This window comes from Microbacterium sp. IO18, from assembly GCF_049099505.1.
Lineage (GTDB): Bacteria > Actinomycetota > Actinomycetes > Actinomycetales > Microbacteriaceae > Microbacterium > Microbacterium aurugineum.
This window is the reverse complement of record NZ_JBMJAF010000001.1, coordinates 590874-613835: the sequence shown is the minus strand read 5'-3', so window position 1 is coordinate 613835 and position 22962 is coordinate 590874. Positions and strand designations below refer to the sequence as shown.

General features: G+C 67.8%; 21 protein-coding genes. 10 read left to right on the top strand and 11 right to left on the bottom strand.

Annotated elements, in window-relative coordinates; all coding sequences use genetic code 11:
- Positions 1–10 precede the first annotated feature (10 nt).
- The 4 genes from ACLF6J_RS03055 to ACLF6J_RS03040 all read right to left on the bottom strand — a co-directional run bounded on the left by ACLF6J_RS03055 (position 11) and on the right by ACLF6J_RS03040 (position 3615).
- Positions 11–1333, bottom strand: a complete 1323-nt coding sequence (locus tag ACLF6J_RS03055; protein WP_421076823.1) for an FtsX-like permease family protein — start codon at positions 1331–1333, stop codon at positions 11–13.
- Positions 1330–2025, bottom strand: coding sequence for an ABC transporter ATP-binding protein (locus tag ACLF6J_RS03050; RefSeq protein ID WP_131490931.1), 696 nt, complete (start codon positions 2023–2025; stop codon positions 1330–1332). The genes ACLF6J_RS03055 and ACLF6J_RS03050 overlap by 4 nt, the downstream gene beginning before the upstream one ends.
- Before the next feature lie 101 nt (positions 2026–2126).
- Positions 2127–3206, bottom strand: coding sequence for a GNAT family N-acetyltransferase (locus tag ACLF6J_RS03045; RefSeq protein ID WP_134353643.1), 1080 nt, complete (start codon positions 3204–3206; stop codon positions 2127–2129).
- A gap of 124 nt (positions 3207–3330) precedes the next feature.
- A complete protein-coding gene (locus ACLF6J_RS03040; RefSeq protein ID WP_047523395.1) occupies positions 3331–3615 on the bottom strand; it encodes a hypothetical protein in 285 nt (94 codons plus the stop codon).
- 526 nt (positions 3616–4141) lie between these two features.
- On the opposite strand from ACLF6J_RS03040, the gene smc reads away from it, so the two are divergent.
- Genes smc through ACLF6J_RS03025 form a run of 3 tightly spaced genes read left to right on the top strand, consistent with a single transcriptional unit; the run spans position 4142 to position 9163 of the window.
- The gene (smc, locus tag ACLF6J_RS03035) at positions 4142–7690 is read left to right on the top strand and encodes a chromosome segregation protein SMC (protein ID WP_134353644.1); all 3549 of its coding nucleotides are present in this window, start codon (positions 4142–4144) and stop codon (positions 7688–7690) included.
- Positions 7691–7745: 55 nt separating this feature from the next.
- The gene (ftsY, locus tag ACLF6J_RS03030; RefSeq protein WP_047523393.1) at positions 7746–8618 is read left to right on the top strand and encodes a signal recognition particle-docking protein FtsY; all 873 of its coding nucleotides are present in this window, start codon (positions 7746–7748) and stop codon (positions 8616–8618) included.
- Positions 8619–8662: 44 nt separating this feature from the next.
- Positions 8663–9163, top strand: coding sequence for a DUF2004 domain-containing protein (locus tag ACLF6J_RS03025; RefSeq protein WP_047523392.1), 501 nt, complete (start codon positions 8663–8665; stop codon positions 9161–9163).
- A gap of 40 nt (positions 9164–9203) precedes the next feature.
- Here ACLF6J_RS03025 and lipA read toward each other — a convergent pair whose 3' ends face one another.
- Both lipA and lipB read right to left on the bottom strand, forming a co-directional pair.
- The gene (gene lipA / locus ACLF6J_RS03020; protein ID WP_047523391.1) at positions 9204–10193 is read right to left on the bottom strand and encodes a lipoyl synthase; all 990 of its coding nucleotides are present in this window, start codon (positions 10191–10193) and stop codon (positions 9204–9206) included.
- Positions 10190–10828, bottom strand: coding sequence for a lipoyl(octanoyl) transferase LipB (gene lipB, locus ACLF6J_RS03015; RefSeq protein WP_134353645.1), 639 nt, complete (start codon positions 10826–10828; stop codon positions 10190–10192). Before lipB ends, lipA begins: the two co-directional genes overlap by 4 nt.
- A 96-nt stretch (positions 10829–10924) precedes the next feature.
- Here lipB and ACLF6J_RS03010 point away from each other — a divergent pair, with 96 nt between their 5' ends.
- Complete coding sequence (locus tag ACLF6J_RS03010) at positions 10925–11512, top strand: TetR/AcrR family transcriptional regulator (RefSeq protein ID WP_134353646.1); 588 nt, start codon at positions 10925–10927, stop codon at positions 11510–11512.
- A 70-nt stretch (positions 11513–11582) separates the two neighbouring features.
- The gene (ffh, locus tag ACLF6J_RS03005) at positions 11583–13145 is read left to right on the top strand and encodes a signal recognition particle protein (protein ID WP_047523388.1); all 1563 of its coding nucleotides are present in this window, start codon (positions 11583–11585) and stop codon (positions 13143–13145) included.
- 6 nt (positions 13146–13151) lie between these two features.
- Here ffh and ACLF6J_RS03000 read toward each other — a convergent pair whose 3' ends face one another.
- Entirely contained in the window at positions 13152–14066 is a 915-nt protein-coding gene (locus ACLF6J_RS03000) for an EamA family transporter (RefSeq protein ID WP_421076822.1), read from the bottom strand.
- A 78-nt stretch (positions 14067–14144) separates the two neighbouring features.
- Between ACLF6J_RS03000 and ACLF6J_RS02995 the strand changes: the two genes are divergently transcribed.
- The gene (locus tag ACLF6J_RS02995; RefSeq protein WP_134353649.1) at positions 14145–15053 is read left to right on the top strand and encodes a LysR family transcriptional regulator; all 909 of its coding nucleotides are present in this window, start codon (positions 14145–14147) and stop codon (positions 15051–15053) included.
- A 69-nt stretch (positions 15054–15122) separates the two neighbouring features.
- Here ACLF6J_RS02995 and glpK read toward each other — a convergent pair whose 3' ends face one another.
- The 3 genes from glpK to ACLF6J_RS02980 all read right to left on the bottom strand — a co-directional run bounded on the left by glpK (position 15123) and on the right by ACLF6J_RS02980 (position 19235).
- Positions 15123–16637 (bottom strand): glycerol kinase GlpK, encoded by a 1515-nt coding sequence (glpK, locus tag ACLF6J_RS02990; protein ID WP_131490940.1) that lies wholly within the window; start codon positions 16635–16637, stop codon positions 15123–15125.
- Between the two features lie 40 nt (positions 16638–16677).
- On the bottom strand, positions 16678–17433 hold the full coding sequence (locus ACLF6J_RS02985) for an MIP/aquaporin family protein (RefSeq protein WP_047523385.1): 756 nt from the start codon (positions 17431–17433) through the stop codon (positions 16678–16680).
- Positions 17434–17525: 92 nt separating this feature from the next.
- Entirely contained in the window at positions 17526–19235 is a 1710-nt protein-coding gene (locus ACLF6J_RS02980) for a glycerol-3-phosphate dehydrogenase/oxidase (RefSeq protein ID WP_134353650.1), read from the bottom strand.
- A 103-nt stretch (positions 19236–19338) separates the two neighbouring features.
- On the opposite strand from ACLF6J_RS02980, the gene ACLF6J_RS02975 reads away from it, so the two are divergent.
- Positions 19339–20310: a sugar-binding transcriptional regulator gene (locus tag ACLF6J_RS02975; RefSeq protein ID WP_047523383.1), complete on the top strand. Its 972-nt coding sequence runs from the start codon at positions 19339–19341 to the stop codon at positions 20308–20310.
- Positions 20311–20325: 15 nt separating this feature from the next.
- Here ACLF6J_RS02975 and ACLF6J_RS02970 read toward each other — a convergent pair whose 3' ends face one another.
- Positions 20326–21477, bottom strand: coding sequence for a glutamate--cysteine ligase (locus ACLF6J_RS02970; RefSeq protein ID WP_134353651.1), 1152 nt, complete (start codon positions 21475–21477; stop codon positions 20326–20328).
- 207 nt (positions 21478–21684) lie between these two features.
- Between ACLF6J_RS02970 and rpsP the strand changes: the two genes are divergently transcribed.
- Genes rpsP through rimM form a run of 3 tightly spaced genes read left to right on the top strand, consistent with a single transcriptional unit; the run spans position 21685 to position 22957 of the window.
- Positions 21685–22119 carry a 30S ribosomal protein S16 gene (rpsP, locus tag ACLF6J_RS02965; RefSeq protein ID WP_047523381.1) on the top strand — a complete coding sequence of 145 codons (435 nt, stop codon included), beginning with the start codon at positions 21685–21687 and terminating at the stop codon, positions 22117–22119.
- 6 nt (positions 22120–22125) lie between these two features.
- Positions 22126–22356 (top strand): RNA-binding protein, encoded by a 231-nt coding sequence (locus tag ACLF6J_RS02960; protein WP_017830729.1) that lies wholly within the window; start codon positions 22126–22128, stop codon positions 22354–22356.
- Complete coding sequence (gene rimM, locus ACLF6J_RS02955) at positions 22340–22957, top strand: ribosome maturation factor RimM (RefSeq protein ID WP_134353652.1); 618 nt, start codon at positions 22340–22342, stop codon at positions 22955–22957. Before ACLF6J_RS02960 ends, rimM begins: the two co-directional genes overlap by 17 nt.
- Positions 22958–22962 lie beyond the last annotated feature (5 nt).

Below are 22962 nucleotides of genomic sequence, written 5' to 3'. Positions count from 1 at the left end.
ACTCTTCGCGTCACGCGGTCCGGAACGCCTTTCGCAGAAGCGGACGGGTCGCCCAGGTGCTGGCCCACACGAGGGCGATGCCGACACCGACCACAGCGCTGATCGTCAGCACCGACACGGGCGCGGTGATCACGGCGATCCCGACGAGCGGGAACACCAGGAGCGCCGCGACCAGAGCCGAGCCGATCGCCGTGACGAGCAGGGGAGACATGATCGCGCGACGGCGGGCACGATCCACCGTCTCCACCGGCATGCCCAGGTGATGGAGGCTGCGATGCAGCTCCCGCTGGTCGAGCACGTCCGATGCCTGATTGACCCCGACGGAGGCGGCGACCATGAGGAAAGAGCCGATCAACGTGATGATGAGACCCGTGCGGATATCACGGGCGAGGGCGAAGTCGGCGGCGGATGCATCCGCGCTCGTCATCACATTCATCAGCGCGACGCCGGTGCCTGCGAACACGGCCATGAAGCTCGCCATCGCGATGCCGCCGACCTGACGCCAGGCCGCTTTCGGTGAGTCGAGAACGATGCGTGCCGCGAGCAACCGCTCGGGCTGTTCGGCACGACGCAGCTGGCGGGACGCCGAGACCTTGAGAACCCAGGGGCCGATCACGTTGAGGACGGCCAGGGCGGCGCCGAACAGTCCGGCGAGGACGACGACGGTGATGACGAAGCCGCCGATCGACGGGAACACCGAGATCAGCACGAAGGCGATGGCGATGGCGCCGGCAGCGAGAAGGGCGCGGATCCAGTGCACGCTCGACACGGTCGTGCGGGTCCGGACACCGAGTGGTGAGATCACGACGCGACGGAGGCCGATGACCGCACTCGCGGACGCGAGCACGAGCACACCGGCGAAGACGAGGGCGATCAGTGGCGGTGGAAGGATGACCGCGCCGAACCCGAGCGGTTCGCCCCGGAAGGGGATGAGCCCGATCAGAGGGCTGATCGCGAGGTGCCCGAGGACACCGGCGAGTGCTCCGGCGGCGGCGACGAGGGCAGACTCGGCGACCGTGACCACGGTGACGCCACCGGGAGTGACCCCCAGCAGGCGAAGTGTCGAGAGTCGTTCGTCACGGCGCCGCGCCGACAGGCGTGCCGCCGCGCCGCCGAGCGAAATCAGCGGGACGACGAGAAGCACGAGGGCGATCGCGGCGAGCGCCTGATACAGAGGGGCGTAGTCATCGGACCACCCCCAGAACGACTGGGCTCCACCGATCACCGTCAGGACGAGCGTCGTCACGACACCGAACGCGATGACCGGGAGCGCGAGCACGCTGTTCTGCCCGGGAGCAGGGCGCAGCAGCATGGACAGGACGTTACCGTTCACGCGGCCACCGCCGAGGGGATGATGCGACCGTCGCGGACGGCGATCGTCCGGGTGCAGCGCGCGGCGACATCGGGGTCGTGGGTCACGACGACGAGTGTCCGCCCTTGACCTGTCGTCGACCACAGGAGTGCGTCCATCACCTCGGACGACGTCTGCGAGTCGAGGGCGCCGGTCGGTTCGTCGGCGAAGACCAGCTCTGCACCGGTGGCCTGCGCACGGGCGATGGCCACCCGCTGGGCCTGCCCGCCCGACAGCTCGCCGATCCGACGCTCCTCCATCCCGGCGAGCCCGAGCGCGGCGAGCCAGGAGGCCGCGTGCGGGACGGCATCCCGTCGCCGGACACCGTTGATCATGGAGGCGAGGGCGACGTTCTCCACGGCGGTGAGCTCCGGGATGAGGAGTCCCTGCTGGAAGACGAAGCCGAACCGCTCGCGCCGGAGCCGGGAACGGGCGGACTCCCCGAGGGCGGTGACCTCGATCGGCGCGCCTTCGGCCGGACGGAAGACGACACTTCCCGCATCGGGCGCGGTGATACCTGCCAGAACGTGCAGGAGCGTTGTCTTGCCGGAACCGGAGGCACCCATGATCGCGACGGACTCGCCGCGACCGATCGCGAGGTCGACACCGGCGAGTGCGCGGGTCATCCCGAAGGTCTTGCTGAGGGCGTGGGCTTCGATCACAGGAACATTCATGATCCCAGCCTCTCCGCAGCCCCGCCCTGGGTCGTCGGCCTGGCGGATGACGATGCGGACCCGAGGTCATCCCGTCGAATGAGATCGGGCCCGCACGTGTCTCAGAGAGCGCGCTGCCAGCCGCCGGCGTAGGACACCGGGACGAAGCCGATCGCCTCATTGATGTTCAGCATCGGCCGGTTCTCCTCCGCGTTGAAGGTGGAGACCACGGTGGAATCCGGCATCAGCTCCCGCCAGCGGAGCAGATTCGCACACTTCACGATCGTGCCGAGACGATGCCCCCGGTGGTCCTTACTGACCAGAGTGCCGAACTGGTGCGTGACCCCGGTGCGGTCGGCCGCGATGAGAAGCTCGTTGTAGGCGACGAGCTCTCCGGTGGACACGTGTTCGACGGCGACGACCGAGACGGCCTGACCTGCACCGAGGAGACGCGCTTCGCGGCGCACGACGCGCTCCGCGTCCCAGGCCTCCTCCGGGAAGTCCATGTCGCCGCTCGGCGCATCCGTCGACAGCCGCGCGAGGACCCCGGCGAAGCCGTCCCGCAGCTCCGGCGGGGTCGGCATGTTCCACTCGATGACGCGATAGTCGGCTCCGGCCACTGCGAGCGCGTCGTCCAGCGCGGTGCGCAAGGGGGCAGGGTCGCTCCGGAGGTCGAACTCGCTGTTGCGCTCGACCTGCTCCAGGACGAACCCGTTCGCCTCGGCCAGGTCGGAGAGCGGGGTCGCCGGGATGCGACCCCACCCGGTGCGCGGAACGAGCATCCGGTCGGCTTCCTTCGGCCGGTGGAGGCTCCAGAGCTGCAGAAGACTCCGACCACGCGCACGCGCTTCCGCTTCGGCGCGGGCGAGCAGGGCATCCTCGACGCCCCGGCCCCAGTGCGCTTCCGGCACCAGCAGGTCGAGCTCCGCGGCATGCGCCTCGGCCTCCTGCGCGAAGGAGACCGTGATCATCCCGACGATCTCGTCGTCCACGCGGGCGACGAAACCGAGGTCGAGTGAATCGGTGTCGTCCTGCCAGTCCGGGAGCATCTGCGCGGCGTCCGGAGCGAGATCGGGCAGACCGACCTGCTCGTCGCAGATTCGCCGGTTGAGTTCGCCGTATGCGCGGAAGTCCGCGGCGTCGTCATCGTCCAGGGAGACCGGCACCACCAGGGGGGTGATCGTCGGTTCGATGGTCGTCATGTCTTTTCCTTCGAGTGGGGCTTCCGAGGGAGCCGGTGTGTGGAGCGGGTGCCCGCATCCGCCCGTGACGAGCACGGGCGGATGCGGCGCGGGGGATGGGGGAGCTGTCACAGCCGGACGTCCGTCAGCGCATCCCCCGCTGCATGTCGAACGTCAGCAGGGCGGACGACTCGGCGGCGGAGCGGTGGCGCTGCTCTCCGAGGAGGAACAGCTCGGACGGGTCGATGTACAGGCCGCGGCGGTGTCGCTGCGGGCGCTGCGCCCTCTGGAACAGCCAGAGGCCGATCCGGAGGGAGAGACGATCCGCGAGCGAGAGGCGGCGCAGTTCGTCGGGACGGGGGATCTGGAGGACCTCACGGTCCTCGATATCGGGCGGGTGGGAGACGCTGCGGTGCAACGTGGTGTTCACGGTGATTCCTTCGTGAGTGACGGTGAGATGGGGTGCGGAAGCACCGACGCGCGACCGCCGAAGCAGTCGGGGACGGTGCGGAGGGATGCGGCTCCTCGGGTCTGCGAAGACGCAGATGCCGAAGGCGGCGGAAGATCCGTGATCTGGAGCAGATCAGAGGGTGGGGCGCGGAAGGACCGACCGGAGACGGCCCACTACGGGCCGGGATTCTCGGGGTGCGGTTCTAGCAGAGCGCGCTCGAGCGGACGCCGGCGGTTACCGAGAACGCAGGGCGCGGCGCGAAATGCGCGGGCGCGGCGAGGCCAGTGGCCTGTGCGTTGAGCTGAATCATCATCGGTAACCTCCTTTCGTGTGGCGATCCGCACGCCACCGTAGCGAACGCGCGCCGGAGACGTCAAGCATCTCGTCTCGGACTCGGCGTGTCGCGCCGCCATCCGGTTCCGTGGGCATCCGCGCGGGATCACCGTTCCGGCCCGGAATTCCGGTAGCGTAGCCGCGTGATTCTCCCCGGACGAGCGGTGCCCGCATGCATCTGAAGAGCCTGACGCTCAAAGGGTTCAAGTCGTTCGCGCAGCCGACGAGTTTCGTGTTCGAGCCCGGTGTGACCTGCATCGTCGGTCCGAACGGCTCCGGAAAGTCCAATGTCGTCGACGCCCTCGCCTGGGTGATGGGGGAGCAGGGGGCGAAGACCCTGCGCGGCGGCAAGATGGAGGACGTGATCTTTGCGGGCACCTCGACCCGCGGTCCGCTCGGGCGCGCCGAGGTGCAGCTCACCATCGACAATGCCGACGGCGCTCTGCCGATCGAGTACGCCGAGGTGACGATCAGCCGCACGCTGTTCCGGAACGGTTCGAGCGAGTATGCGATCAACGGCGAGGGCTGCCGTCTTCTCGACCTGCAGGAGCTCTTGAGCGACTCAGGTCTGGGGCGCGAGATGCACGTGATCGTGGGTCAAGGACGTCTGGACACGGTGTTGCAGGCCTCTCCGGAAGATCGACGGGGCTTCATCGAGGAGGCCGCCGGAATCCTCAAGCATCGGCGACGCAAGGAGAAGACCCTCCGCAAGCTCGACGCCATGCAGACCAATCTCACTCGTCTGAGCGACCTCGCCGGAGAGATCCGGCGCCAACTCAAACCCCTGGGGCGCCAGGCGGAGATCGCGCGGGAGGCGCAGACCATCGCCGCCGTGGTCCGTGATGCCAAGGCGAGGATCTTCGCCGACGACGTGGTCGCTCTGCGTACCGCTCTGGCCGACCACACGCGCACCGAGCACGAACGCCACACCGAACGCCTGGTGCTGTCGGACCAGGCGGAGACGGTGCGGGCGAGCATCGCGCGCCTCGAGCACGAGCAGAACTCGGTCGCCGTCGACGAGGCGCGCAGCGTCGCCTTCGGGCTGGAGCAGGTGCAGGAGCGGATGCGCGGCCTCTACACGCTGGCGAATCAGCGCCTCGCCTTGCTCGGATCGGAGGAGGACGACGCCGCCGTCACCACGGTCACCGTCACTCAGGCCACGATCGACGAGGCGAAGGAAGAGATCGACGTGATCTCCGCGGGGCTGGGGGATGCGCAGGACGCGGCCGCGTCGGCGAGCCGCGAAGTGGTGCAGGCCCGCGCAGAACTGGACACGCTCGACGTGGACATCGCCGAGCAGAGCGCACTCGTCTCCGAGTACGACATGCGCATCTCCGCGCTGCGTGGCACGGCCGACGCGGCCTCCTCCGCCCTCGCCGCGGTGCGTGGGGCCGTTCTCCGGCAGGAGAATGCGCTCGAAGCGGCGAACATGCGTCGTCGGGAGGCCGCGGAGGCGCTCGAGGCGATCGACGATGCCGAGGCGCCCGAGGGCACCGCCGTCGAGTACGCCGCCGCGTACGACAGTGCCCAACGCGCCTCCACGGCGGCGGAAGCGGAACGGGAGACCCTGCGCGAGCGCCTGCACACCGCTGAGCGTGAGGTCGATGCTCTGACGGCGAAGGCCGCCGCGCTGAGCAGTGCACTGGCGCTGTCCGGTGGAGCGGCAGAGGTCGTCGAAGCCGGCGGGCGGGGCGTGCGCGGGCTCGTCGGTGACTCCGTGCAGGTCCGCGCCGGCTTCGAAGCAGCGATCGCGGCGGTGCTGGGCCCGCTCGCCGAGGGCGTGCTCATCGATACCGCCGCCGATGCCTTCGCGCAGGCCGAGCAGGCGGCCGAGCATCGCCGGGGAGTGGTCGACTTCGTCGTCGCGGACGTACCTGCCCCCCGGTCCGTGGTCGTCGCACCCATCGACGGTGTCACGCCTGCGGTGGAGACCGTCACCGCCCCCGATGGTGTTCTCGGCATCCTGTCCCATGTCCTCATCGCGAACGACCTGGATGCGGCTCGTGCTGCGCGCACAGCGCTCGACACGGCGGGTGACACGTCCACGACGATCGTGACTGTCGGTGGCGATGTGATCACGGCGCACACCCTGCGAACCGGGTCCGGAGGCGAGCGCTCACGGCTCGAGCTCGCCGCGGAGCGGGATGCCGCAGCGGAACGCCTCGCCGAGGTCCAGATCGTGGTCGACTCCCTCCGTGAGGCTCGGGAGGATGCGAACGAAGCGGTGGAGACGGCCCGGCGCCAGGCGAAGGATGCGCTGCGGGCTCTCCGCGAACACGACGCCGCTCTCGCCACGCATGCGGAGCAGCTGAACCGGGTCACGGTGCGGCACGAGTCCGCGGTCGCCGAATGCGAACGACTCGAGACGGGGCTCGCCCAGGCGCAGACCGCCGTTGCCGACGCCGAGGCGAAGGCCACCGATGCGAAAGCCGCACTGGACGAGGCGATCGCCACACCGCGCCCGGTACTCGACGCTTCCGCTCGCGACGGACTCCTGGAGGCGCTCGAACTCGCCCGGGAGGGAGAACTGCGCTCACGTCTCGAGATCGAGACTCTGCGTGAGCGGGTGCGCGCCGCCCAGGCGAGGGTGGCGAGTCTCGAACGGCAACGCGAACAGGAGCGGGATGCCGCGGCGGAAGCCGCACGCCGTGCCGTGATCCGTCGCGCTCAGCGCGAGGCAGCCTCCGGGGTGGCCGACGAACTCCCGCGCATCCTCGACTCGCTCGACCGATCGGTCACCGAAGCCCGTGTCGCTCTCGCCGAAGCCGAGGCGGCGCGGTCGGCGCAGAACCAGGAACTCGTTGCCCTGCGTGCCCAGGAGACGTCGCTCCGGGAACGCCTGGCGGGGCTGACGGAGAGCGTGCACGGGCTCGAACTGCAGATCCACGAGAAGAAGCTGCACCTGAGCAGCCTGCTCGAGCGGGTGTCGTCCGAGCTGTCACTCGACGAAGATATTCTTGTAGCGGAATATGGTCCCGATCAGCTGGTTCCTCGTGATCCGGGGACGGAACAGGCCGCCGAGGACGCGCACGACGACACCGCCATCCCGTTCGATCGTCGCATCCAGCAGCGTCGTCTGGCCGAGGCGGAGCGGAAGCTCGCGCAACTCGGCCGGGTGAACCCTCTGGCGCTCGAGGAGTTCGCTGCGCTCGAACAGCGCCATGCCTTCCTCACGGAGCAGCTCGCCGACCTGACGCAGACGCGGGAGGACCTCCTGACGATCATCGCCGACCTCGACGAGCGGATGGAGACGATCTTCGCGAGCGCCTTCGAAGACACCAAGGAGGCCTTCGGCCAGGTCTTCCCGCTGCTCTTCCCGGGCGGGACCGGGAGCATCTCGCTGACCGATCCCGACAACTTGCTGACGACCGGCATCGAGGTGTCGGTGCGTCCGGTCGGGAAGAAGATCGAGAGGCTGTCGCTCCTCTCCGGCGGTGAGCGTTCGCTGGCCGCCGTCGCGCTGCTCGTGGCGATCTTCAAGGCGCGACCGAGCCCGTTCTACATCCTCGACGAGGTCGAGGCCGCGCTGGACGACGCGAACCTCGGGCGGTTGCTCACGGTGTTCGAGCAGCTGCGGGAGAGCTCCCAGCTGCTCATCATCACCCACCAGAAGCGCACGATGGAGATCGCGGATGCGCTCTACGGTGTCTCGATGCGTCAGGACGGCGTGTCTGCGGTCGTCGGGCAGCGGGTCGGAGACAGGGCGGCCGCCGCCGTCTGACCGATCGAGGTCGGCTTCGCGGTCGATTCGCCCGCGCTACCCGTAGGCTGGAGGGATGGCGGAGAAGTCTTGGTCACTCGGTCGCGCACTGCGCGGCATGTTCGTCAAACCCACGATCGATGAGACCACGTGGGAGGACCTCGAGACAGCGCTGATCACCGCGGACTTCGGTCCCGACATCAGTGAGCGCGTCGTCGAGGAACTGCGTGCGAAGGTCGACAAGTACCGCACCACCGATCCTCAGGACCTGCAGCGGATGCTGCGGGAGACCCTGGAGGAGCACTTCGCGAAGTTCGACACCACCCTCAAGCTCACCGAGCGTCCTGCCGTCGTGCTGGTCGTCGGGGTCAACGGCGTCGGCAAGACCACGACCATCGGCAAATTCACGAAGTTCCTCCGCGGCTACCAGCGCAGTGTCGTGGTCGGTGCGGCGGACACGTTCCGTGCTGCTGCGGTCGATCAGCTCGCCACGTGGGCGCAGCGCGGGGGTGCAGCGATCGTCCGCCCGCAGCAGGAAGGTCAGGATCCCGCCTCCGTCGCCTTCCAGACTGTCGAGTACGCCAAGCGCGAAGGCATCGAGATCGCGATCATCGACACCGCCGGGCGTCTGCACACCAAGGGCGGTCTCATGGACGAGCTCACCAAGGTGCGGCGGGTGATCGAGAAGCAGGCGCCCATCAGCGAGGTCCTTCTCGTCCTCGACGCGACCACCGGGCAGAACGGCGTGATGCAGGCAGAGGCTTTCCTCGAGCACGCGGGCGTCACGGGGCTCGTCCTCACCAAGCTCGACGGCTCGGCCAAGGGCGGGTTCGTGCTGGCCGTTCAAGAGCGCACCGGTATCCCGGTCAAGCTCCTCGGGCAGGGGGAGGGGATCGACGATCTCACCGGTTTCACGCCTCATGTCTTCGTCCAATCCCTGGTCGGCTGAGGACGGGACTACCGCCGTGAGCACGAGGCTGGTTTCATAGCGTTATGGCGATCGAACACGACTACTTCGGACTCCTGTCCTCGGGTCCCGACGGCTCGATCTTCTGGTCGGAGACCGTGGAGCTCGGTGACCAGAGCGTCACCGTCGATCTGACCGCTCCGGACCAGGACGATGTGTCCGCCGACGCGCTCGACATCGCCGCCGGCCTCATCGCCGGCCTCGAGAACGTGGACGGGACGGCACGTCGCGGCATGCTGGCCGAGGTGGACGACCGCACCAGCGAGGTGACCGAGTACATCCTGCAGCAGCAGGAGGCCTACGGCGACGACCTCCCTGACGTCCTCGTCGATGTGTCGGGCGACGCCGCGGTGGACATCATCCGCTCGCTCCGACTGATGAGCATGACGATCCTGGCCGACGAGCACGGCGGTTCGGAACCCTTCGCCGTGCTCGAGTACGCCCTGGACGACAGCTCGTCCGACGATGTCCTGCTCGTCAACCTCGGCTCGGACGGTTCCGTCCAGTCGGTGATGAGCGCCGACTGAGGCGCCACCGCCGCGGGTGGCGCCTGCGACCCGGGCGTGGTCAGACGGCCTGTGCGAAACCGAGGTCCGCGCTGTCCGCGATATGCGCGAGGTGCTCGGGGATCTCCCGTCCCTTCGACACCATCGACTGTGCCCACAGACGACCCGCACGGTAAGACGAGCGCACGAGGGGGCCGGCGAGGACGCCGAGGAAGCCGATGCGCTCGGCCTCTTCCTTGAACTCCACGAACTCGGCCGGCTTCACCCAGCGCGCGACGGGGTGATGGCGCGGTGACGGACGCAGGTACTGCGTGATCGTGATGATGTCGCAGCCGGCGTCATGGAGGTCGTGCAACGCCTGGACGACCTCCTCCGGTTCCTCGCCCATCCCCAGGATCAGGTTCGACTTCGTGATCAGACCGGCGTCGCGGGCCTGCGTGAGCACATCGAGTGAGCGCTCGTAGCGGAACGCCGGACGGATGCGCTTGAAGATGCGGGGCACGGTCTCGACATTGTGCGCGAACACCTCAGGGCGGGCATCGAAGATCTGCCCGAGGAAGGCCGGATCGGCGTTGTGCTCGTTCGCGAGCAGTTCGACGCCGGTGTTCGGATTGAGCTCGTGGATCTTCCGGACGGTCTCGGCGTTGAGCCAGGCGCCCGTGTCGGGGAGGTCGTCCCGCGCGACGCTCGTCACCGTGGCGTAGCGGAGGTTCATGCGCACGACGCTCTCGGCGACGCGGCGGGGCTCGTCGGTGTCGTAGGCGTCGGGCTTGCCGGTGTCGATCTGGCAGAAGTCGCAGCGGCGGGTGCACTGCGAGCCCCCGATGAGGAACGTCGCCTCCCGGTCCTCCCAGCACTCGTAGATGTTCGGGCAGCCGGCTTCCTGACACACCGTGTGCAGGTCCTCGCTCTTCACGAGAGAGTGCAGCGCCGTGTATTCGGGGCCCATCTTCGCTTTGGTCTTGATCCACTCGGGCTTGCGCTCGATGGGGGTCTCGGCGTTGCGGACCTCCAATCGGAGGAGCTTGCGTCCTTCGGGGGCGGCGGTCATGCGGGAACTCCTGCGTACTCGGTGAGGAAGGCGGTCGTGACGTGATCGATGACGTCGGCGGGGGAGATGTCGGCTCCGACGATCTCGCTCACGGTGGTGACTCCGGCATCGGTGATGCCGCACGGGATGATCCCGCGGAACCCCACGAGGCTGTTGTCGCAGTTGATCGCGAAACCGTGCATCGTGACGCCCTGCTGCACTCGCACGCCGATGGCCGCGACCTTGTCCTCCGAGAGCGGGCGACGAACCCAGACGCCGCTCCGTCCGTCGACCTGGTACCCGTCCACTCCGAGAGGGCGGAGCACGTCGATCAAGATGCGTTCCAGTCGCCGCACGTGAGCGACGACGTCCATCGGTTCGGGGAGCCGGACGATGGGATACCCGACGAGCTGGCCGGGTCCGTGCCAGGTGATCTTCCCCCCGCGGTCGACGTCGATGACGGGTGTTCCGTCCTGAGGGCGTTCGTGCGGCTCGGTGCGCTTGCCGGCGGTGTAGACCGCCTCGTGCTCGAGCAGGATCAGCGTGTCCGGTCGACTTCCGTCCACCACCTCGGTGTGAACGCGGCGCTGCAGCTCCCACCCGTCGGCGTACGGCACGAGGTCCGGAGCCAGTCCCGGAGCGAGGATGTCCAGCATGAACGTCTCCCATCAACGATTAGTTGGATCGGGTCTAACAATACTCCCGATGAGGCGTATCGGATGCATGACGGTCGCGCGCGGTAGCGTGAGGGGATGAGTTCCATCGGTCGTGCAGGGCGCCCCAAGGCGTCGTCGCGCGAGACGCTCGCGGAGGCCGCGTGCGAGCTCTTCCTTGAGCGCGGCTATGAAGGAACCTCCGTCGCCGACATCACTCAGCGGGCAGGCGTGAGCCGATCGAGCTTCTTCAATTACTTCACTTCGAAGAGCGACGTCCTGTGGTCGGGCGTCGACGAGCGGATCGGACACGCGATCGAGTCCCTCGACGAGCTGGGGAGACGGGCGACGGGCGACGCCGTCCGGGACATCCTCCTGCTCGTCGTCCGAGACTTCGCGCCCGATGCATTGGCTCTCGCGCTCCGTAACGCGGCAGCCATGGGGCTCGAGGACGAACTCGTTCGCGACACCGGTCTGCGTCTGGCGAAGCTTTCTGCAGGGGTGTCGCGCGCGGCTCGCGGTTCCGGGGTCGACGCGGTGCGTGCCGACATCCTCGGCGCCGCGCACGCCGCGGCCGTCTTCTCATCGCTGCGGGTCTGGGCCGAGCAGGGGGCCGGCCGGGGTACTCCGGAAGCCCTGCTCGCCGATGCGCTGGGGACGATCCACGACCTTCCCTGGTCGGACTGACCCCGCGAGGCGGCCGAGCTCCGTGCCGCGCTGAGCGTGGAGGCTCCGCTCGCGTAGAATCGACAGCACCATGGCTACCTTTGGCACGCTCTCCGATCGGCTCACCGAGACCTTCCGCAACCTTCGCACGAAGGGAAAGCTCACCGCGGCCGACGTCGACGGCACCGTACGGGAGATCCGTCGCGCGCTGCTCGACGCCGACGTCGCGCTCGTCGTCGTCAAGGACTTCACCGCCAGAGTGCGTGAGCGCGCGCTCGGCGACGAGGTCAACAAGGCGCTGAACCCCGCGCAGCAGGTCGTGCAGATCGTCAACGAGGAGCTCGTCCAGATCCTCGGCGGCGAGCAGCGTCGGCTGCAGTTCGCGAAGACTGCTCCGACCGTGATCATGCTCGCGGGTCTGCAGGGTTCGGGTAAGACGACGTTCGCGGGCAAGCTTGCGAAGCAGCTCGAGGGCGAAGGGCACACGCCCCTCCTGGTCGCCGCCGACCTTCAGCGCCCGAACGCCGTCAACCAGCTCCAGGTCGTGGCGGAGCAGGCCGGCGCCACCATCTACGCGCCGGAGCCCGGCAACGGCGTCGGGGATCCGGTGAAGGTCTCGCGCGATGGTGTCGAGTATGCGCGACGTCAGCAGCACGACGTCGTGATCATCGACACGGCCGGCCGTCTCGGCGTCGACGCCGAGCTCATGAAGCAGGCCGCCGACATCCGCAAGGCGGTCACCCCCGACGAGGTCCTGTTCGTCATCGACGCGATGATCGGTCAGGATGCCGTCAACACGGCCAAGGCGTTCCAGGAGGGTGTCGACTTCACCGGCGTCGTGCTGTCGAAGCTCGACGGCGACGCGCGTGGTGGCGCGGCTCTCTCCGTGGCCTCCGTGACCGGCCGTCCGATCATCTTCGCGTCGACGGGCGAGCGCCTCGAAGACCTCGAGCCGTTCCACCCCGACCGTATGGCGAGCCGGATCCTCGACCTCGGCGACATCCTGACCCTCATCGAGCAGGCCCAGCAGGCCTTCGACGAGGAAGAGGCCATGAAGATGGCCGAGAAGCTTGCGACCGAGGCCTTCACCCTCGAGGACTTCCTCGACCAGCTTCAGCAGATGAAGAAGATGGGTTCGATGAAGAAGATGCTCGGGATGCTTCCGGGCATGGGGCAGATGAAGCAGCAGCTCGAGGACTTCGACGAGCGTGAGATCGATCGCACCGAAGCCATCATCCGTTCGATGACGCCGGGGGAGCGGCGAAACCCGAAGGTGCTCAACGGCTCGCGCCGTCTGCGCATCGCCCGTGGTGCCGGCATGACGGTCACCGACGTGAACCAGCTCGTGCAGCGCTTCGAGCAGGCCGCGAAGATGATGAAGACGGTGGCCCGAGGGGGCACGCCCAACATCCCCGGTATGGGTGCGGTGCCCGGCATGGGACGTCCCGGTGCTTCCTCGAAGCGGGGGAAGGGCAAGAAGGGCAAGTCTTCCGGCGGTTCTCGTTCGGGCAACCCGGCCAAGCGCGCTGCGGAGAACGCGGGCATCACCTCCTCGGCCGCACCCACGGGGTCGGGCTTCGGGCTGGGCAATGCCCCCCAGGCTCCCAGCGAGGCCGATCTCGCGGAGATCCAGAAGCTCTTCGGCAAGGGCTGAGCCTGGTCAGCGCGGTGCGGTGAGCACGGGCGCGACCGCCGAGGCGGCGGGACGTCCCGGTCCTGCTGCCGGACGCGCAACGATCTGGCCCAGCACCAACGCGCCGAGCGTCAGCACGAACCCGATGGCCTGGAGTGGCGTGAACCACTCGCCCGCGACGAGCGCACCGAGCAGGGTCGCGACGATCGGGGAGAGCAGCGCGAGGAGCCCCGGCACGATCACCGGCAGTTGCTGGACCCCGCGGAACCAGAGCGAGTAGGCGACGATCCCGCCCACCGTGCCGAGCCACAGGTACCCCAGCGTGGCTTCACCGTCGATCCGCGATGGCACCCCTTCGACGAGCAGAGTGACCGGTAGCAGCAGAAGCCCTCCGGCGCCGAGCTGCCAGCCGGCGTAGGCCACCGGCCCGACCCCGCTCGGCCTGCCCCAGCGCTTGGTGAGGATCATCCCCATTCCGGTCGCGGTGACACCGCCCAGCGCGGCGAGGACTCCCCAGAGATCGAGATCCGCCGCAGGGCCGAGGACGACCAGGGCGACACCGCCTGCTCCGACGACGGCGGCAGCCGCGGTGAGCGGTCGGATGCGCTCCTGCAGCACGAGCGAACCGAGAGCCAGCACGATGACCGGTTGAGCACCGGCAACCGCTGCCGCCACCCCGCCGGGGAGGCGTTCGGCAGCGAGGAACAGGAGAGGGAAGAACGCGCCGATGTTGAGTGCGCCGAGTGCCATCGACTTCCACCACCACGAACCGTGCGGAAGCCGTCGGCTCAGGACGACGGCGAGAAGCCCGGCGGGGAGGGAGCGCAGGAGCGCGGCGAACAGAGGGTGCCCGGGCGGGAGGAGTTCTGTCGTCACGAGATAGGTGGTCCCCCAGGAGATCGGTGCGAGGGCGGTGAGGAGCACGAGCATCACGCGGTTCATACCCCCAGCGTGCGCGCCGTGCGCCAATGAGTCCAACGCATGTTTGTCACCGCTTGCATGAGGGTTCATCATGGATACATGGAACTCCAACAGCTCCGGTACGTGGTGGAGGTGGCTGCCACCTCCAGCTTCACCAGGGCCGCCGAGCATTGCTTCGTGACTCAATCGGCTCTCAGCCACCAGATCGCTGCACTGGAGCGGGAACTCGGCCTGCGACTGTTCATCAGGTCGAGTCGGAGCGTTCGATTGAGCGAGGCCGGCGAAGCGTTCGTCGGGCACGCGCGTGCCGCGGTCCGGGCAGCGGAGCAGGCGCGGGAGGATGCCGCCGCCGTCGACGGCGCGGTGGTGGGGACTCTCCGCATCGGTGTCATCCCGACCGTGACCGCAATCGATCTCCCCGCCGTGCTCGTGGCCTTTCGTGGACAACACCCACAAGCACGAGTCGAACTGCAGGTGGGGAACAGCGACACGCTCGTCGCCCGGCTTCGTCGCGGCGATCTCGATGTGGCGCTTCTGGGCCTGCGCGACGGCGTGGACCCGGTCGGCGTGGCATCACGTGTCCTGTCGCGTGACCGACTCGTGGCGGCGGTCCCTCGCGGGCACGCTCTTGCGGGCGCGGAAGCGATTCGGATCGAGGACCTGGCCGATCAGACCTTCGCGGACTTCCCGGCAGCGACCTCTGGCCGGGCGCAGAGCGACGCCGCGTTCACGTCCGCGGGAGTGACGAGGGATGTCGCGTTCGAAGCCGACTCGGCCACTCTCATCCTCGGGCTCGTCGAGGCGGGGCTGGCGGTCACGCTTCTCGCACGGGAGACGGTGGCGCGATCGGGCGCCGATGTCGTGACCATCGACGTGCTCGACGGTCCCCGGCGCGTCGAGTACGTGGTCTGGGACCAGGCTGCGCCCCGGACGGTGGCCAGGGCCTTCCTCGCGGTGCTGGCTGCGGTTCCGGGGGAGCACGGGGCCGAAGCCTCGTCCTCCTCGTGAGGATGCAGGAAGACGCGAGAAGCGGGTCCGGAGGTGAACTCCGACCCCGCTTCGCTTCACTCGACGCTGTTACTTGACGTCTTCGTCGACCCAGTCCATGGACTTCGTGACGGCCTTGCGCCACAACCGGAGCTGGCGGTCGCGCTCGGCTTCATCCATCGACGGCTCCCAGCGCTTGTCCTCCTGCCAGTTCGCGGAGAGGTCATCCAGACCGTTCCAGAAGCCGACGGCGAGACCGGCGGCGTAGGCGGCACCGAGCGCCGTGGTCTCGGCGACGACCGGGCGCACGACGGGGACACCGAGGACGTCCGCCTGGAACTGCATGAGCGCGTCGTTGGCGACCATGCCGCCGTCGACCTTGAGCTCCGTCAGATCCACACCGGCATCGGCGTTGACCGCATCCAGCACGTCGCGGGTCTGGAAGGCCACGGCCTCCAGCGCGGCGCGCGCGATGTGGTTCTTGTTCGCATACCGGGTGAGGCCGACGATCGCGCCCCGGGCGTCCGGACGCCAGTAGGGGGCGAACAGTCCCGAGAAAGCGGGGACGATGTAGACGCCGCCGTTGTCCTCGACCTGCTCCGCCAGCTTCTCGACCTCGGGGGCCGAGGAGATGATGCCGAGCTGGTCGCGCAGCCACTGGATGAGCGACCCGGTGACGGCGATCGATCCTTCGAGTGCGTAGTGGGTCGGTCCGTCGCCGAGCTTGTAGCCGACGGTGGTGAGCAGCCCGTTCTTCGAGTGGACGACTTCTTCGCCCGTGTTGAAGATCAGGAAGCAGCCCGTGCCGTAGGTGTTCTTGCTCTCGCCGGTCTGGAAGGCGGCCTGCCCGAACGTCGCGGCCTGCTGGTCGCCGAGGATGCCGGCGATCGGCGTCTCCCGCAGAAGCGAGGAGCTCTCCGCGGTGCCGTACACCTCGGACGAGGAACGGATCTCCGGCATCATCGAGCGCGGCACGCCGAACGCTTCGAGGATGTCATCGCGCCACTCGAGGGTTTCGAGGTCCATGAACATCGTGCGGGACGCGTTGGTGACGTCGGTCGCGTGCACGCCTCCGTCGGCGCCACCCGTGAGGTTCCAGAGAACCCAGCAGTCGGTGGTGCCGAAGAGCAGGTCGCCTGCTTCCGCCTTCTCGCGGGCCCCCTCGACGTTCTCCAGAATCCACGCGATCTTGGTCCCCGAGAAGTACGTCGCGAGGGGCAGACCGACGACCGGCTTGAACCGCTCGACACCGCCGTCGGCCGCCAGGCGGTCGACGATCTCCTGCGTGCGGGTGTCCTGCCAGACGATCGCGTTGTAGATCGGCTTGCCGGTGTTCTTGTCCCACACGACGGCGGTCTCGCGCTGGTTGGTGATACCGACGGCCGCGATGTCGTGGCGCGTCAGGTCGGCGCGGCCCAGGGCCAAGCCGATGACCTCTTGCACGTTGCGCCAGATCTCCGCCGCGTCGTGTTCGACCCAGCCGGCCTTCGGAAGGATCTGTTCGTGCTCCTTCTGTCCGGTCGCGACGATGCTGCCCTTCTTGTCGAAGATGATCGCGCGGCTCGACGTGGTTCCCTGGTCGATGGCGATGATGTAGTCAGCCACTTGTGCTCTCCTTTGAATTCCAGTGCGGATGGGGTGTCGATCAGCCGGCGAGGCCGAGCAGCACAGGCGCTGCGAGTGCGGCGATCACACCACCGATGAGCGGACCGACGACGGGAACCCACGAGTAGGACCAGTCGCTCGCGCCCTTGCCCTTGATCGGCAGGATCGCGTGAGCGATGCGCGGGCCGAGGTCACGGGCGGGGTTGATGGCGTAGCCGGTCGGACCACCGAGCGATGCGCCGATACCGACCACGAGCAGTGCGACCGGGAGCGCGGTGAGCGGTCCGAGGCCTCCGGGCGTGCCGACCTGGATGTCGCCGTAGTCCGCGAACGCGAAGATGACGAACACGAGGACGAACGTTCCGATGATCTCCGTGACGAGGTTCCACCCGTAGGAGCGGATCGCGGGACCGGTCGAGAAGACGCCGAGCTTGTTGGCGGCCTCCGGCTCCTCGTCGAAGTGCTGCTTGTAGGCGAGCCACACGACGATCGCACCGAGGATCGCGCCAAGGAGCTCAGCCGCCGTCGCGGTGAGGAACATCACGAACGAGATCTTGCCGGCGACGAAGAGTCCGATGCCGACAGCCGGGTTGATGATCGCACCGGAGTACGCGGAGACGAGCACACCGGCGAAGACCGCGAGGCCCCATCCCCAGTTGACCATCAGGAAGCCGCCGCCGAAGCCCTTGTTCTTCGCAAGGGCCACGTTGGCCACGACACCACATCCGAGGAGGACGAGCATCGCTGTGCCGACCAACTCCGAGAGGAAGTAGAGACCGAGATTCACATCAGCCATGTCTTCTTTGACCTTTCTTGTGTGTCGAGGCCCCTCTGCCCCGACACGTTATGGGGGTTGCGCCGCGAGGAGGGCGGCTGTCCGAAGTCCAGTCAGCCGCGGGTGCGGGACTGGATATCGAGTCCGTGCCGCTCGTTGAGCAGCTGACGTGTCTGGTCGAGCTCGGCGTCGTGACGCGAGCGATCCCAGCCGAGCATCGGTGCGAGCGCATCGGCGATCTCATCGAGGACCTCGGCGTCCGCGTTTCCGGTGAAGGCGATGCTGGTGCGCCGCAGCACGACGTCCTCGAGTCGACTCACCATCTCGTTGTGCACCATCCATTCGAGTTCACGGGTCGAGAGGTCGCCCTTCGCGAGCGGCTCGTCGGTACCCTGCTCGACATACTCCCAGACCTGGGCCGAGCGGGTGCCGTAGCGTGCGATCAGGCGGTCGGCACGTGCGCCGGCGCCGGCGAGGTTCTCCTGGACCCAGAGGCGCTTCGCCTTCTCCGTACGCGGGAACTCGCGGCCGCCGCCGATTGCGCGCCCGGCCGTCGAGACGGTCCTGGTACGACCGAGCAGGCCGAGCACGACATCAGAGAGCGACTCGCCGAGCGCGCGGAACGTCGTCCACTTGCCGCCGACGAGGCTCACGAGCGGTACCGCGCCCTTCTGGTCGACTTCGATGCGGTAGTCGCGGGAGACGAAGCCCGGTGCCGTGTCCTCATGACGCGGCAGCGGGCGGATACCCGAGAACTTGTAGACGATCTGGTCACGCGCCACCGGGATCGTCGGGAAGACGTGGTGGATCAGGTCGAAGAAGTAGTCGACCTCCTCCTCGGTGCACACCGGCACTTCGCGCGGGTCGGCGTCGATGTCGGTCGTGCCGACCAGGACCCGCCCCTTGAGCGGGTAGATCAGGACGATACGGCCGTCGGAGTGCTCGAAGAAGATCTCACGGCCCTGCGTGGCCTCGAGCAGCTCGGGGTGGTCGAGCACGATGTGCGACCCCTTGGTGCCGCCCATGTACTTCGTGTCCTCGCCGAGCGCATCGTTCGTCAAGTCCGTCCAGGGGCCCGAGGCGTTCACCACGACATCGGCCTGCACGGAGAACTCGGTTCCGCTCTCTCGGTCGCGGAGGATCACCTTGTCGCCGTCGCGGGCGATCGCTTCGACGTAGTTGAGCGCATGCGCGCCCGGGTGAGCTGCGCGTCCGTCCTGGAGCACGTCGAGAGCGAGACGCTCCGGGTCATGCATGGAGGCGTCGTAGTACGTCGCCGTGTACTTGATCCGCGGGTCGAGCGAAGGCAGTTCGGCCAACGACTTCTTCCGACCGAGGAAGCGGTGCCGCGGGACCATTCCGCCGTCGCGCGAGAACGTGTCATAGATCGTGAGGCCGACCTTGATGAGGAATGCGCCGCGCTCCTGCGGCTTGCCGCTCTTGTGCGTGAGGAACCGCAGGGGAGCGGAGAGGATGCCGGAGAAGGTGGAGTAGATCGGGATCGTCGTCTGCAGCGGCTTGACGTAGTGCGGGGCGATCTTGAGTAGGCCGTTGCGCTCTTCGACGGACTCGCGCACGAGGCGGAACTCACCGTTCTCGAGGTACCGGATCCCACCGTGGATCATGTGGCTCGATGCGGAGGACGCGCCGGAGGCGAAGTCGCCGCGCTCGACGAGGACGACGTCCACTCCCTGCAGTGCCAGATCGCGGAACGTGGAGATCCCGTTGATCCCGCCACCGATGACGAGGACGCTCGTACGTCCGGACTCACGGACGGTGCTGACCTCTGCGCGCTCCGCAGACGAGTGTGTGGAATCGATCATCGTCGACCCTCTCTTCCTTACTTGCCAACCAGCATCGACCTGTGTGGCATCTCGCGCAAGCCCACTGCACATATGTGCAAGGATCGGGGGTGAGGAGGTCACGATGGTCGGTCAGGCCGCGGAAACGCGCGACAGCAAGCTGATCGCGGCGCTCACCGCCGCGCAGCTCTACTACATGCAGGACAAGACGATGGAAGTCATCGCGCAGGAACTCGGCACCTCCCGATCCTCCGTGTCCCGCCTGCTGAGCTTCGCCAGGGAAAGCGGCCTGGTCGACATCCGGATCAATTCGCCGCTCGAACGTCTCGGGATGCTCGAGCAGCGCATCCGTGACCGGCACCGTGTGGCCGCGCACGTGGTGCCGATGCCGGAGATCCTCAGCGAAGTCGAACGTCTCGAGCGCGTGGCGCTCACGGCGGGTCGTCTGCTGTCACAGTTCGTCGATTCGAACATGGTCATCGGAGTCGCGTGGGGCTCGACGATCAGTGCGGTGAGCCGTGGACTCACACAGAAGGAGACGCACAACACCACGTTCGTGCAGCTCAACGGTGCCGGGAACACCCAGACGACCGGCGTCGAATACTCCAGCGACATCCTGCAGCGGTTCGGCAGTGCCTTCGGCGCGCAGGTGCAGCAGTTCCCCGTCCCTGCTTTCTTCGATGACCCGGCCACCCGGGAGGCGATGTGGAGGGAGCGGAGCACGCGGCGTGTGCTCGACCTTCAGGCCAAGATGGACGTCGCCGTCTTCAGCCTGGGTTCCCCTGCGGCGGAGGTGCCGAGCCGTGTCTACGTCGGCGGCTACCTCGGGCGGGACGACTACCGCAGCCTGCGCGAGGACCACGCGATCGGCGATGTCGCCACGGTCTTCTTCCGATCAGATGGTTCCTGGCGGGACATCCGCGTCAACGCGAGGGCGACCGGCCCCGGGCTCGATCGTCTGCGCCGTGTCCCTCGCCGGGTCTGCGTTGTCTCCGGTATCCCGAAGTTGGTGAGTCTCCGGGCTGCTCTGGCGGCCGGACTCATCACCGACGTGGTCCTCGACGAAGGTCTCGCACGCCGTCTCGTGGAGGACTGAACGGCGCCGGGAGTGTCAGTCCTCGTCGGTCGACGACTCCGGACCGGAACGGAACTCGCGGATCAGGTGCTGCACCACGGCGGTGAGATCGCCGCCCGCGGCATCGGCGACGGCGAGCTGTCGCGCGTAGCTGGCGCCGCCCTCCAGGATCGTCCCCACGCCGCCGAACTCGCGTCCGCACCCCAACTCCACCGCGACGGGGGCGAGCGACTCGAGCGTGTCGGTCAGGTGCTCCCGTACGGGGCGCTGGGTGCCTGTGGCGTCGACGATGACGCGGGCGTCGAGTCCGTAGCGTGCCGCCCGCCACTTGTTCTCGCGGTGGAACCAGGCGGGAAGTTCAGGGAGAGTCCTGCCTTCGTCGAGTTGCCGCGAGAAGTGCTCGACGAGCACCTGCACGAGTGCGGCGACGGATGCCAGCTCCGGGAGGGTGGACAGGCCGTCGCAGGCGCGTACCTCGATCGTGCCCCAGCGTGGGGCGGGGCGGATGTCCCAGCGCACCTCGGTGGCATCTTCCATGACGCCGGTCCGGACCATGTCCTCGAGGTACGACTCGTACTGCGACCAGTCGTGCAAAGGCCACGGGAGTCCTGCTGTGGGCAGCTGCTGGAAGACCAGCGCACGGTTCGACGCGTAGCCCGTGCGTTCGCCGGCCCAGAACGGGCTCGACGCCGCCAGGGCCTGCAGGTGGGGGAGGTAGCCGGCGAGTGCGTTGATGAGGGGGAAGACCTTGCGGTGGTCTTCGACTCCGATGTGCACATGGATGCCCCAGATCATCATGTTGCGTCCCCACCACTGAGTGCGCTCGATCAGGGTGTGATACCGCGACTTGTCCGAGACCTGCTGATCGAACCACTGGGCGAACGGGTGGCTTCCGGCGGACAGCAGCTCGATCCCGGCGGGGTCCGTCGCCGAACGCACGGAGGTGATCGCGTTGGCGATGTCGTCGACGGCGTGCGCCACGGAGTCGCCGATTCCACTCGTCACCTCGATCGTGTTGGTGAGAAGCTCACCCGTGACCGTGTGGCGCTCATCCGCGCTCTCCATCTCCAGCGCGGCGAGCAGTTCCGGGGCGCGCCCGACGAGGTCACCGCTGGCGGGGTCCGCCAGCATGATCTCCCATTCGAGGCCGACGGTGGAGCGGGCCGAAGAGGCGAACTCGAGTTTCACCCGCACAGTCTGGCACGGGCGCGACGCGACACGGCAACAGCAGTTTCGTCGCGTTTCGCGCCAGGCGCGTGCATCTGGCAGAATAGAGGGCTGGACCACCTGCTCGACCCTCTATCCAGCAGGTACCACTCATTTGAGCTTCCGCCGGGTGTGCACCCCACTCTCCAGGCGATCAGTTCGTTTCCTTCCACACAATTCAGGAGAATCGTGGCTGTCAAGATTCGTCTCAAGCGCCTGGGCAAGATCCGTGCGCCGTACTACCGCATCGTCGTCGCCGACTCGAAGACCAAGCGCGATGGTCGCGTGATCGAGGAGATCGGCAAGTACCACCCCACCGAGGAGCCCTCGTTCATCGAGGTCGACTCCGAGCGTGCGCAGTACTGGCTCTCCGTCGGCGCGCAGCCGACCGAGCAGGTCGCCGCCATCCTCAAGATCACGGGCGACTGGGGCAAGTTCAAGGGCGACAAGGACGCGAAGTCCACGCTCAAGGTCGCCGAGCCGAAGGCTCCCTTCGAGGTCGACGCGTCCAAGAAGTCCGTCGTCAAGCCCAAGGCCGAGAAGAAGGCGGAGGCTCCCGCTGAGGAGGCTCCCGCCGCCGCCGACGCGGAGGCCGCTGAGGCTCCCGCCGCAGACGCGGAGTAATCCGTCGTGCTCGCCGCCGCGCTCGAACACATCGTCAAGGGGATCGTCGATCACCCGGAGGATGTCCGCATCAACGAATCCACATCGCCGCGAGGCGATCTCCTCGAGGTGCGCGTGCACCCCGACGACCGTGGACGCGTGATCGGGCGCGGCGGCCGCACTGCGAAGGCCCTTCGCACGCTGGTCAGCGCTCTTGCTGACGGGCGTCGGGTCCGCGTCGATGTCGCGGACGACTGACGTGGTGTCGAAGGACCGCAATCAGGGCAAGAACCAGCTGCGCGTCGGACGTCTCGTCAAGGCGCACGGCCTGAAGGGTGGGCTCAAGCTCGAGCTCTACACCGACAACCCCGAGGGGCGATTCGTCCCCGGTGCCGGTTTCACGTTGCAGGTGCCCGAGGCATCTCCGTGGCACGGCAAGGACATCACGGTACGTGAGTATCGAGTGATGAACGGCAACCCGGTCGTTTTCTTCGAAGACGTCGACGACCGTGACGCGGCCGAGAGCCTCGTCAAGGCGATCCTCTGGATCGACCAGAACGTCGACGAGGTCGAGGACGACGCGTGGTTCGACCATCAGCTCGTGGGGCTCGATGTCGTCCGTGATGACGCCGTCATCGGTCGGGTCGTCCGTGTCGAGCACTTTCCCGCCCAGGATCTCCTCATCGTCAAGGCCGGTGAGAGCGAGGTCATGGTGCCTTTCGTCTCGGCGATCGTGCCGACCGTCGATGTCGCCGCAGGGCGTGTCGTCGTGACTCCTCCTGCGGGGCTCTTCGAGGAGCTTCCCGACGCCTCCGACACCGATCCGCAGGCGGATTCGGGCGCCGAAGCGGCCGAGTGACCGCT